Below are 12,199 nucleotides of genomic sequence, written 5' to 3' on the forward strand. Positions count from 1 at the left end.
ATACCTTCTAAACTGAAAGCCTGTAAGATGTATAACCGTGCGACTATGTCAATAAATTCTTCATCACCTAAATAATTAGCTAGTTCAAGAGATACAAAAAAAGCCCTGCCTGGTTTATCCGGGCAGGGCTTTTTGTTGCTTTTTCAGCAACTGATTATAATGACATACGGGCTAAACGGCGCTTGTCGCGCTTATGCTTGCGATGCATTTCTTTCTCTTTTTTCAGAATGGCTTCCATTCGTTTGCTTCCTTTGATGCGGTCTTTAGTAAAGCGGGAACGGTTCGTGTTTTCATAGGCATTCCAGCGTGCATCCATGCCTGAAGCACGTGCTCCAACAGCATCAACAGTAGTGCCTTTTTCCTGTACTTTGGCAGTACCCCAAAACTCATCTTTACCCGAACTCAGGGAAGTACTCGACGAACTTGATGTCTGTGCCATCGCATCGGACACAAACAGGAAGAAAGCTAGAGAGAATAGTAACGATATGACTTTTTTCATAAATCCACTTTTGATAATGTATCTATACAACGTACATTATACGCTAAAGTATACATTTTTAGTGAATAACAAGAAGTGCAGCGCAAAAGTTTACTATTCAAATTTGTAAGAAAATCCTATTCCCATGGTTTCTTTGAGCTGTAATCGAGGACCTTTCCCATCCAATGTACCATCCCCACTTCGGTCTACATCGATCATGATATCATCGTCATAGATCATGTGCAGAAAGAGGCTGGCTGACAGGAACTTGTTCACCTTGAAGTTCACCAGGTTCTCCCAGTTCACATCAATATTCTTGGCATTGCGCAGATAATTGGAAAAAAAGTCAGCCTTTGACTGCAGCGTTACATTTTTAAATATTTCGTTGCGAAAGCGAACATTCACAAAACCACCGAACTCTTCGCGCAGACGCTCCCCTGTACCAGGTATAAGTCGCCCCTCCAAATCGCGCTGGGCAGGCTCTACGCCAAACGCGCCGTAGTCGGCCATGCGCTGGTTGAGCACCGCCGTGAACTTACCTGTAAAAGGTGAAATAAAAACTGAAAGCTTGGGATTAGGCTTGTAGTCCATACCTATGGAAGCCAGCACAAAAGCGGGTGCCATAAAGTTTGATATCACTGAGTCTCGCTCTGGGGTATACGTTGGGCTGATCTGTGTACGGGTATTGAGCTGAGCCGTGTAAAACCACTTGCTGGAGGCCTGCCGACCGTACTTCAGGTTAAGTTCGAGCCGATCATCACTTTTGCGGAGGCGCTGCTCCTGCAGCTTCACAGTGCCGTAAGTGAGGTCCAGTGTATTGTTCCAGGTATTCTTCCCATTCTTGTAGTTGCCGTAAAGGTTCAGGATACCCAGCGCCGACAGTGAGTTCTGTCCGCCGGCCGCCCAGTTGCTCAGGCTTACCTGACTGAAGTTGACTGTGCCGGTTCCTCCGAAGTCCCAGATATTACGAACAGCCACCGTATCGACGAGCGTATCCTGAGCAGTGGCGGGGATTATGGTGATGTAAAAAATGAAAAGCGGTAGTGATAGAGTGCGCAATAAAGCCTTAAGCATGAAAATAAGGTATAAAGTGAGCAGTAAGCTGATTAAACCGCACAAAGATAACAAAACGATGTTGGAGCACCGAAGTTAAAAGGAAAGTTTGCCGCAAGGAGAGTTGAACTGGGCCATTGCCAGATTGCATTTTAGGGATTTAAGCAAATCACTGCTATATTTGCTGCTGGTATCTATACATCTACTCAGAGATAAAAACTATGTCTATATACGAAAACCTGCTGCTCAATCTTGAGAACGGAATCCTGGTGATCACCATCAACCGTGCCGACAAGCTAAACGCGCTAAACATCGATACGATCAAGGAGATTAAGGCTGCCATCCAGCAAGTCTATGATGACCCGGCTGTGAAGGGAGCAATCTTTACAGGTGCTGGAGAGAAGGCTTTTGTAGCGGGTGCCGACATTTCGGAGATCTCTGAACTAAGCGAAGTGAACGCTCGTGGTTTTGCGGAGCGCGGTCAGGAAGTTTTCAGCATGATTGAGCGTTGCACAAAACCTGTTATAGCAGCCGTAAACGGCTTTGCGCTGGGCGGTGGCTGCGAACTGGCGATGGCCTGCCACATGCGTGTTGCCAGCGAAGGGGCCCGCTTTGGTCAGCCGGAAGTGAACCTGGGTCTTATACCTGGCTACGGTGGCACACAGCGCCTGACACAGCTGATCGGCAAAGGCAAAGCCATGGAACTGATGATGACCGCTGACATGATCGGTGCCGGAGAAGCCAAGGCGCTTGGTCTGGTAAACCATGTGGTGCCTGCCGTAGAGTTGATGCCAAAAGCAATGGAGATCATGAATAAGATCCTGTCGAAAGCACCACTTGCCATTGGCCTGGTAATCGACTGCGTGAACGCCGTGTACGATAAAGATGAAGACGGCTACCAAACGGAAGCAAACTCTTTTGCCCGCTGCTGCTCTTCACAGGACTTCATCGAAGGCACTAACGCATTCCTGGAGAAGCGCAAGCCTGTATTCAAAGGCGCATAAGCCTATACCTGCAGAACGCGCTATACCTATTATAAAAAGCAGGTATAGCGCGTTCTGTGTTTTTCAGCTGATACCCATACCTACCTGCCCCAAAACAAACACATGAGCATAGCCAAGAAACTGGTTGGGCAAACCGCTGCCTACGGACTGAGCAGTATTGTGGGCCGCGCACTGAACTACCTGCTCGTACCGGTCTATACCCGTGTGTTCCTGCCAGAAGAGTATGGGGTAGTATCGTACCTGTATGCTTTTGTGGCTTTCTTCAACATCGTGTATACTTACGGGATGGAGACGGCTTTTTTCCGCTTTGCCAATAAGCCTGAGCAAGACCCAAAGGCAGTATACAATAGGGTATTAAGTACTATTCTGGTCAGCAGCACGATCTTTACAGGTATACTGCTCCTCTTTTCGCAGCAAATCGCAAATTACATTGGCTACCCGGAGCAGCGTGAATACATCGTTTGGCTGGCGCTGGTACTGGCGATCGATGCGCTGGTAGCTATACCTTTCGCCTGGCTCCGACATCAGAACAAAGCCATTAAGTTTGCGTCCATCAAACTGGCCAACATCCTGCTCACGGTTGGCGCCAATCTGTTTTTTTTGGTTCTGCTGCGGCACATTTACGAAGGTCAGTACCTTACAAGTCTTCAGCCGCTGGCTATGTCCCTCTACAACCCTGACTTTGGAGTAGGCTATATCTTCCTGATCAACTTGGTGGCCAACGCATTGCTTATACCTATGCTGTGGAAAGAGCTACGCATATTCCGCTTCAAACTGGATGTGGAACAGCTCAAGCCAATGCTGCGCTATGCCTGGCCGCTCCTGTTCATGGGTCTGGCCGGTATGGTAAACGAAGTGATTGACCGTATTCTGCTAGAGCGCTACCTGCCCGAAGGCTTTTACCCGGGCACGAGCAACATGGCGGCCGTAGGTATATACAGTGCCTGCTATAAGCTCGCCATTTTCATGACACTTACCATACAGGCTTTCCGCTATGCCGCTGAGCCATTCTTCTTCTCACAGGCTAAAGAAAAAGAATCGCCACAAGCTTTCGCTTTGGTCATGAAGTGGTTTGTGATCGCCTGTGCCTTCATCTACTTGTTTATATCGACCAACCTGGAGGACTTTGCGCTGCTGATTGGTCCTGAATACCACGATGGCCTGATGGTCGTACCAGTGCTGCTGCTGGCCAACCTTTTCCTGGGCATTTATTACAACCTGACCGTTTGGTTTAAGCTAACAGACAAAACGTATTTCGGCACTTACATCAGCTTTGGTGGGGCGGCCATTACAATCGCTTTCAACCTGCTGCTTATACCTGTGCTGGGCTACATGGGCTCTGCTATTGCCACACTTATCTGCTATGTAGGTATGGCATGGGCCACTTACCTGCTCGGCAACGTGCACTACCCGATCCCCTACCCTGTCAAGACCATTCTAGGGTACATCCTATTTGCCACGGCACTTGTGCTAGCCGCCTTCTTGATACCTGTCGAAAATTTCTGGCTGCGCCACGCTTACCACCTGTCACTTTCGGGCGTATTCCTGGCGGTGGTTTGGCTGCGGGAGCGGGCCTACTTTCTATCTAAAAAATAATCTTTATCTTTAATAGATGAACACAACGAACTTACCGGTTAAAGTCATTAACCAATCCAAGCATGCACTCCCTTCTTACCAGACGGAGCACTCAGCAGGTATGGACCTGCGCGCTAACCTGGAAGCACCTGTTACGCTAAAGCCGCTGCAGCGTGCACTTATACCTACAGGCCTTTTTATTGAGCTGCCCGAAGGGCACGAGGCACAGATCAGACCCCGCAGCGGTCTGGCGTACAAACACGGCATTTCGATTGTAAACAGCCCGGGTACTATTGATGCGGACTATCGCGGCGAGATCAAGGTGCTGCTGGTCAACCTCTCGGATCAGGACTTTGTGGTAGAGGATGGTGAGCGTGTAGCGCAGATGATTGTAGCCCAATACGAACGTGTGGCATGGGCGGAGGCCGAGGTGCTGACAGACACCGAGCGTGGTGCCGGGGGTTATGGCAGCACAGGCACGAAGTAGCATTCCCACTACAGGTATAGCCTGCGTTTTTCTTCTTTTTAAAGCAGGCTAAAACCAAACATTCAAAATACAGTATTAATCAAAACCAATAGTGGCCAGGCAACACGTCTGGCTACATTTTTCAATCCATAAACTAATAGCTATGAGGATTATTGTACCTATGGCAGGTATGGGCAAGCGTATGCGCCCACACACACTTACTGTTCCTAAACCACTTATACCTATTGCAGGCAAACCGATTGTACATCGCCTGGTAGAAGACATCGCCAAAGTATGTCACGAGCCGATTGAGGAAGTGGCATTTATTATCGGTCGTTTCGGCGAAGAGGTAGAGCGCGACCTGAAAGCCATTGCGGAGTCAGTGGGTGCTAAGGGCAGTGTTTATTACCAGGATGAAGCACTGGGCACGGCACATGCCATCATGCGCGCGCAGGACTCGCTGGAGGGCAAGGTAGTAGTGGCTTTTGCCGACACCCTGTTCAAAGCTGACTTCCAACTTGACACGAATGCCGACGGCACCATCTGGGTGCAGCGCGTAGAGGACCCGCGTCCTTACGGTGTGATCAAACTAAACGAAAACAACGAGATCACCGACTTTGTAGAGAAGCCGCAGGAGTTTATTTCTGACATGGCCATCATCGGCATCTACTATTTCAAAGACGGTGCCTACCTGCGCAACGAGCTGCAGTACCTGCTTGATAACGACATCAAAGATAAGGGCGAGTACCAGCTGACCAATGCGCTGGAGAACATGAAAAACAAAGGCACGAAATTTATTCCTGCCGTTATCTCAGAATGGCTCGATTGTGGCAATAAAAATGCAACAGTTTTCACTAATCAACGCTATTTAGAATATATCAAGGATGAGAAGGGTTTGGTAGCCGCGTCGGCTGACATCCAAAATTCAGTGATCATCCCTCCCGTGTATATCGGAGAGAATGCCGTGATCCACAATTCAGTGGTAGGCCCGCACGTTTCTATTGGAAACAATACCAGCGTATTGGAGTCTATATTGAGCAATTCCATCGTTCAGAAGGAGTCAACCATCAAAAACGGGAACATAGCAAACTCAATGATAGGTAATTTTGTTTCCTATGAAGGACGCCAGTCAGACCTGAGCATTGGCGACTACAATACGCTTAAAGATTAGCATACCCATTTTATGACCCGATTCAGAAACATTGTGCTCGCTACTTGCTGCCTTGCACTGGTCGCGACCGGCGAAAGCCAGGCCCAGTCTAAGAAAAAAAAGAAGGGCAAGGAGAAGAGCGAAACAGCACAGGTAGCCATACCTGCGCCGCAGCCCGAACCCAGCGAGCAGGAAAAGCTGCTGAGCGAGGCATTGTTTCTGGAGGGCATGAAATATTTCATGCTGGAGGACTACAAGCAGGCACTTAGTCAGTTTCAGAAAGCATATGCCGTTACTCCCAGCAACGCTGCCTTAAACTATAAGCTGGCCGAAACCTATATGCTGATGGAAAATCCGAAAGCGGGCGTTTCATTTGCACAGGCTGCCATCGCCAGCGATAATCAAAACCCTTACTACTACCTGTTACTCGCTCAGCTGTATACCGAACAGAAGCAGTACACCGAGGCAGCTCAGGCTTACAACGACCTGCTTCGCAATGTGCCTGATCAGGAGCAGTATCTCTTCAGCTTGGCTGAGCTATACCTGGCCCAGTCTAAGTATGACGATGCGCTCAAGACCTATGACCGCATTGAGAAAAAGTACGGTGCGCTGGAGCAGCTTTCCATGAACCGGCAGCAGATATACCTGCGCCAGAAAAACATTGGAAAGGCCTTAGCCGAAGGTGAAAAACTGATTGCAGCCAACCCAACAGAAATACGCTACTTATTGGCTCAAGCTGAGCTCTACAATGCCAGCAAGAAACCCGATGTGGCAATAGAAACGCTCAACCGTGCCTTGCGCATCGAGCCGAACAACCCATTTGCGCACCTGATGCTCTCGGACCTGCACCGTCAGAAAGGAGATCTACAGGAGTCTGAGAACCAGGTGAAGATCGCATTCGCCAGCACTGACCTCGACATTGACACCAAAGTGCGCATCCTGGTGGACTTCATCAGGCAACTGCCCAATCCGGCTATTGAAGGTATAGCCCTGGAGTTGGCTGACCTTACCATAGAGTCGCACCCTGAGGAGGCGAAAGCTTACGCTGTGGCAGGTGACTTACAGACGATCATCGGCAAAAAAGAATCTGCCCGGGGCAATTACATCAAAGCTGTAAAGCTGGATGACTCCCACTTTAAGATTTGGCAACAGATCGTGCTGCTGGATGCTGAACTGGGTGAATCAGGAGAATTGGTGCAGCACTCCGAACAGGCACTGGAGTTGTTTCCGAACCAGGCTGTGTTCTGGTTCTATAACGGTACCGGTCACCTGATCGAGAAAAATTTTGACCGTGCTGCCAAATCCCTGGAGCATGGCAAGCGTCTTTCAGCAAGCGAACCCGAGTTGGTGGCGCAGTTCAATGCCCAGTTAGGGGATGCCTACAATTCGATGAAAGCTTATAAAAAGTCAGACGAGGCGTATGAGGCTGTTCTTACGCACGATCCTGACAACGAACATGTGCTCAATAACTACAGCTACTTTCTGTCGCTGCGCGGTGAGCAACTACCCAAAGCCAAAACCATGGCTGGCCGGCTGGTAGAGAAACATCCTGCCAACCCCACCTACCTGGATACCTATGCCTGGGTGCTGTACAAGATGGAAGACTATGAAGGCGCTCTGAAATACCTGGAGCAAGCCATCGCCTATTCCGAAGATGCTACAATTGTGGAGCACTACGGCGATGTGCTGTTTAAACTCGGCAAGCGTGACGAGGCTGTCAGGCAGTGGGAAAAAGCCAAGTTAAAGGGAGAAGCCTCCGCTTTCCTTGACAGAAAGATAAAAGAAAAGAAACTCTATGAATAAACAGCTCCTGCTGTGCCTGCTGAGCATAGTCCTGTTTTCCGCCTGCAAAAAAGCAACGATCCCTTCTGCCGCAACCGCCGCCACTGAAACAGTTGGCAACGTCACTGTCCAAAATCTGGAATTCACCTATCTGAATGCCCGTGGTCAGCTCAAATTTGATGACAAAGGCCAGAGCACTTCGTCAGGCTATGCCCTGCGTATGCAAAAAGACAGCGTAATTTGGATCTCGGTATTGCCAGGGCTAGGTATAGAAGCTGCCCGCATCAAGCTAACGCCAGACTCCGTGTACATGATGAACCGCATTCAGCGGGAGTACGCCGCCACCGACTATGCCTTCCTGAGCAAGCGCTTCAACGTAGCACTTGATTTTCAGGTAGTACAGGCTATCCTGCTGGGCAACTACCAAGCTAACGGCTCCGAAAAAGCCACCAATCAGGGACAGATGCAGCATGTGCAACAGCTGCGCCAGAACCTGCTCTTCGATTACTTCATCAGCTCCGAAAACCTGAAGCTGCAGCAGCTTAACGTCAAAGACCAGCTTTCCGGCAACAGCATTGTGGTGCAGTATGAGGGCTTTCAGCCTTTGGGTAAAGTCCCATTTGCGTACAACATGCTGGCCCAGATCCTGCAGTCAGGCCAGATATCTGATTTCAATTTAAATCACACAAAAGTCACCGTTTCGGAAGACGTACTGGAGTTCCCGTTCAGCGTTCCTTCTGGTTACAAGCGCCTTTAGCCGAATAAAATCTTCGGGGTTCTGGTTCGGGCCATTTAGTTTTGCCATATTTGTAAGCTAAGTGTAGTATACCCCTATTTCTGATGAAGGCCCTTTACAAATCAGCCTTTTTTCTGATCGTTTTGCTGTTGCCGCTGATTACCCAAGCCCAGAAACAAAAATCGAAGGCGCAGCTCGAGAAAGAGAAAAAGGAAAACCTAAACCGTATCAAAGAAGCAAACCGCATTCTGCAGCAAACCAAAGTGCAGAAAGAAGCTTCTATTGGCCAGCTCAATGCCATTCAGGAAAAAATTTCTGTTCAGAAAGGTGTTATCAGCACTATTTCACGCGAAATAAAGCTATTAGAGTCAGGCATGAAGGAAACCGAGGGCATTGTAGGTGAGCTGCAAGCCGACCTGGAAAGCCTGAAAGCTGAGTATGCCACCATGGTATACGCCGCCTCCAAAACCGCCAACAGCTACAATAAACTGATGTTCGTGTTCGCAGCCGATTCTTTTAATCAGATGGTGCGCCGTCTGCGTTATTTGCAGCAGTACTCTGAGGCCCGCAAGAAACAGGTAGAACAAATCAACAAGGTACAGGTTGCCCTGACAGGACAGTTGCGCACACTGGAATCACAGCGTGAAGAGAAACGCGGCCTGCTCGACAAGCAGATGGTAGAAAATAAGAATCTATTGTCGTTGCGAACGCAGCAGGATGGCATGATCCAAAAGCTGAGCAAGCAGGAAGAGCAGCTTAAGAGAGAGGTGGCCCAGCGCCAGCAGGCAGTTAAAAAGCTTGATAACCTGATCGCCGACATAGTAAAAGAGGAGATGGCCCGCGCCGCCCGTGCTGCCCGCGAAGAAGGCCGTGCCACCAGCGGAAGTGCCAGCAAGATCACCCTCACCCCAGAAGCGGCGCTTATCTCATCATCGTTCGCTGGCAACAAGGGACGTCTTGCATGGCCTGTCGACCGTGGCTTTATATCCCAGAAATTCGGTCGCCACAACCACCCTGTATTGAAAGGAGTGGTCACTCAAAACAATGGCATCGATATTCAGACCAGCCAGGGAGAACCTGCGCGCGCTATATTTGAAGGCAAGGTATTAACAGTAGCCAGCGTACCAGGCATGAACAACATTGTGATGGTGCAGCATGGAGAGTACTTTGTGGTATATGCCAAGCTGCGTACAGTCAGTGTTAAAGAGGGGCAGGATGTCAAGCCGAAAGATGTAATCGGCACGGTATACACGGATGCCAACGGCACTACTGAACTTCAATTCCAGCTTTGGAAAAACAACACCAATCTGAACCCCGAAAGCTGGATCAGACCAAAGTAGACCTCCTGTTATACCTGACATAAAAAAAGCGCAGCGGATTACCATTTAAGGTGCCCGCTGCGCTTTTTTGCTTCTAATTACTTTATAAGTTCACTTTCTATACCCCCTATAAAGAAAAAACACCCTACAAAGCAGGGTGCCTTTCCAAGCTATGAAAACAAACTTAAAATTATATTTAGACACTTTCTTCCAGTATGGAAGGACGGTGTTAAATTTCTAGGATTAATTTACAACCTTTAAATTACACTTGCAAACAGAAGATTAAAAAAACTTAATATTTGTTTTCTTCTTAGATTGCGGCTTCATTTCTACCCCGGTTGGGTGATTCAGTGCGATTCGGCTGCGTAAGGCATATTACAAGTAGCTTGCCAAAAATACCAAAAGGACCAACTAGTTGATTATCAGCCTTAAGATATGTATCGCACAACCTAATTTTTCCCTCCACAGGAAACCATTTTTCCATTTTGGGAAAAAGACATACCAAAATAGCTCAGGAACACTGCGCCTGCGGGAGAATCTGAAATTTATTTGCCAATCTATACGCCTCCTGCCGGCTGAAGTTGCAACCAACTTGCAAAGAGCCCGATAACATTATAATTGCCCCACGGGAATACACCTCCAGCGCGAATTTCAAGATATTGACATGCTGGTAAACTAATGTAGCCAAATGTGGGTTTAATTAAAATATAAGCTTTATTTTTGCAGCAATTCATCTTAAAATTTTAAGACTATGGTACTTACCAACACACTAGCATTTATCCAAAACATTGGGGGTGGTTCGTTAATCCTGATCCTTGTGGTGATTCTGCTTCTTTTTGGAGCAAAGCGCATTCCAGAGCTTGCAAGAGGTCTGGGCCGTGGTATCCGCGAGTTTAGAGATGCGACCAAAGAGATCAAAGACGATCTGGAAAACTCAACAAAGGATACTCCAACCAAGTAATTTCCGGCATAACGCTTTATGATACTTAGTGCAATTCTCCTCTTCCTGGCAGACCTGGGAGGAGGAGAAATTCTTGTTGTACTAACCGCAGTACTCCTGCTTTTTGGCGCCGATAAACTTCCAGGCATGGCACGTTCTGCCGGTCGCGGTCTCCGTAGCTTTAACGATGCCAAAAACGAAATCCAGAACGAGCTGGAACGCTCCATCAAGGACATAAAAAAGCCTGAATAGTTTGAAACCATACCATTCACTTCGTGACATTCGCAGCGATATTGCCAACGGGCAAATTTCGTGCAGACAACTGGTAGAGCACTACCTTCATAACATTAAGCAGAAACCTGAGCTAAACGCTTTCCTGGAGATATTCGAGGACGAAGCATTTGCCCAGGCTGACGCCGTAGACAAGAAAATCGCTTCAGGCAATGCCGGCAAACTGGCAGGTATGGTAATCGGCCTAAAGGACGTACTGGCTTACGAAGGTCACTCCCTGCAGGCATCCAGCCAGATTCTTGACGGCTTTAAGTCGCTTTACACAGCTACAGCCGTGCAGCGACTGCTTGCAGAAGACGCTATTATCATCGGTCGCCAGAACTGTGACGAGTTTGCAATGGGGGCTTCTAACGAGAACTCTTCATTCGGACCTGCCCTTAATGCCGACGACACGACCCGAGTACCGGGTGGCTCGTCTGGTGGTTCGGCCGTAGCCGTGCAGGCAGACCTTTGCCTCGCTTCTATCGGTTCTGACACTGGTGGCTCTGTTCGCCAGCCAGCTTCTTTCTGTGGTGTGGTGGGTCTTAAACCTACCTATTCGCGCATTTCCCGTTATGGCCTGATTGCTTACGCTTCTTCGTTCGACCAGATCGGCATCATTTCGAAGAGCGTAGAAGACGCAGCCCTATTACTGGAGGTAATGGCAGGTAGCGACGAGTATGACAGCACGGTAAGCCACCGCCCGGTGCCAGCTTACAGCCAGATGCTGGATTCAGATAAAAAGTACAAGATTGGTTATATCCGCGACTGCTTCGAGAGTGAAGGTCTGGACACTGAGGTGAAAGATAGCATTCTGGGTGTGAAAGACATGCTCCAAGCGGCGGGTCATCAGGTAGAGGCCGTGGAATTCCCATACCTGGACTACATGGTGCCGACTTATTATATTCTCACTACAGCAGAAGCCAGCTCTAACCTGGGCCGATTTGACGGGGTGAAGTATGGCTACCGCAGCGAGAACGCAACCGATCTTAACTCCCTTTACAAAAAAACGCGTGCCGAGGGCTTTGGTCCGGAGGTGCAGCGCCGCATCATGCTGGGCACCTTTGTGCTGAGCGCCGACTATTACGACGCCTACTATACCAAGGCACAGCGTGTGCGTCGTCTCATAAAAGAGAAGACGGACGAGTTGCTGCAAAATTATGATTTTCTTATATTGCCTACCGCTCCTACTACCGCCTTCAGGCTAGAGGAGAATACGGCGAATCCGTTGGCCATGTATTTGGCTGACATCTTTACGGTTCAGGCCTCGCTAGCTGGTGTTCCTGCCATTTCTATTCCGGTAAGTCGCGATGCCAATGGCCTTTCCATCGGGTTGCAGTTAATGACCCGCTCATTTGAGGAGCCGCAACTGCTGGCCTTCTCAAATTACATACTGGACAAGCTAACCGTTGAAGCATAAAATATA

The 12,199-nt window shown here is 48.7% G+C and carries 12 protein-coding genes; 10 read left to right on the forward strand and 2 right to left on the reverse strand.

Annotation, left to right across the window (positions count from 1 at the left end):
- Positions 1-154: 154 nt before the first annotated feature.
- Positions 155-439, reverse strand: coding sequence for a hypothetical protein (locus Q1A54_RS11135; RefSeq protein WP_299987828.1), 285 nt, complete (start codon positions 437-439; stop codon positions 155-157).
- Positions 440-592: 153 nt separating this feature from the next.
- Positions 593-1,552 carry a DUF3078 domain-containing protein gene (locus Q1A54_RS11140; protein WP_299987831.1) on the reverse strand — a complete coding sequence of 320 codons (960 nt, stop codon included), beginning with the start codon at positions 1,550-1,552 and terminating at the stop codon, positions 593-595.
- Positions 1,553-1,752: 200 nt separating this feature from the next.
- Between Q1A54_RS11140 and Q1A54_RS11145 the strand changes: the two genes are divergently transcribed.
- The 10 genes from Q1A54_RS11145 (at position 1,753) to gatA (ending at position 12,193) form a co-directional block, all read left to right on the forward strand.
- Positions 1,753-2,535 carry an enoyl-CoA hydratase-related protein gene (locus tag Q1A54_RS11145; RefSeq protein WP_007656829.1) on the forward strand — a complete coding sequence of 261 codons (783 nt, stop codon included), beginning with the start codon at positions 1,753-1,755 and terminating at the stop codon, positions 2,533-2,535.
- A 102-nt stretch (positions 2,536-2,637) separates the two neighbouring features.
- Positions 2,638-4,131, forward strand: coding sequence for an oligosaccharide flippase family protein (locus Q1A54_RS11150; protein WP_299987837.1), 1,494 nt, complete (start codon positions 2,638-2,640; stop codon positions 4,129-4,131).
- 16 nt (positions 4,132-4,147) lie between these two features.
- Entirely contained in the window at positions 4,148-4,597 is a 450-nt protein-coding gene (gene dut / locus Q1A54_RS11155) for a dUTP diphosphatase (protein WP_299987840.1), read from the forward strand.
- 142 nt (positions 4,598-4,739) lie between these two features.
- Complete coding sequence (locus Q1A54_RS11160; protein ID WP_299987843.1) at positions 4,740-5,747, forward strand: sugar phosphate nucleotidyltransferase; 1,008 nt, start codon at positions 4,740-4,742, stop codon at positions 5,745-5,747.
- 12 nt (positions 5,748-5,759) lie between these two features.
- Positions 5,760-7,529 carry a tetratricopeptide repeat protein gene (locus tag Q1A54_RS11165; RefSeq protein ID WP_299987846.1) on the forward strand — a complete coding sequence of 590 codons (1,770 nt, stop codon included), beginning with the start codon at positions 5,760-5,762 and terminating at the stop codon, positions 7,527-7,529.
- A complete protein-coding gene (locus Q1A54_RS11170; protein ID WP_299987849.1) occupies positions 7,522-8,265 on the forward strand; it encodes a DUF4292 domain-containing protein in 744 nt (247 codons plus the stop codon). Before Q1A54_RS11165 ends, Q1A54_RS11170 begins: the two co-directional genes overlap by 8 nt.
- A gap of 83 nt (positions 8,266-8,348) precedes the next feature.
- A complete protein-coding gene (locus Q1A54_RS11175) occupies positions 8,349-9,584 on the forward strand; it encodes a peptidoglycan DD-metalloendopeptidase family protein (protein ID WP_196117091.1) in 1,236 nt (411 codons plus the stop codon).
- A gap of 730 nt (positions 9,585-10,314) precedes the next feature.
- The gene (locus Q1A54_RS11180) at positions 10,315-10,524 is read left to right on the forward strand and encodes a twin-arginine translocase TatA/TatE family subunit (protein ID WP_196117088.1); all 210 of its coding nucleotides are present in this window, start codon (positions 10,315-10,317) and stop codon (positions 10,522-10,524) included.
- A gap of 18 nt (positions 10,525-10,542) precedes the next feature.
- A complete protein-coding gene (locus Q1A54_RS11185) occupies positions 10,543-10,755 on the forward strand; it encodes a twin-arginine translocase TatA/TatE family subunit (protein ID WP_007654420.1) in 213 nt (70 codons plus the stop codon).
- A gap of 1 nt (position 10,756) precedes the next feature.
- A complete protein-coding gene (gene gatA, locus Q1A54_RS11190) occupies positions 10,757-12,193 on the forward strand; it encodes an Asp-tRNA(Asn)/Glu-tRNA(Gln) amidotransferase subunit GatA (protein WP_299987856.1) in 1,437 nt (478 codons plus the stop codon).
- The last annotated feature ends 6 nt before the right edge of the window (positions 12,194-12,199 follow it).

The organism is uncultured Pontibacter sp. (genome assembly GCF_947502515.1).
GTDB lineage: Bacteria > Bacteroidota > Bacteroidia > Cytophagales > Hymenobacteraceae > Pontibacter.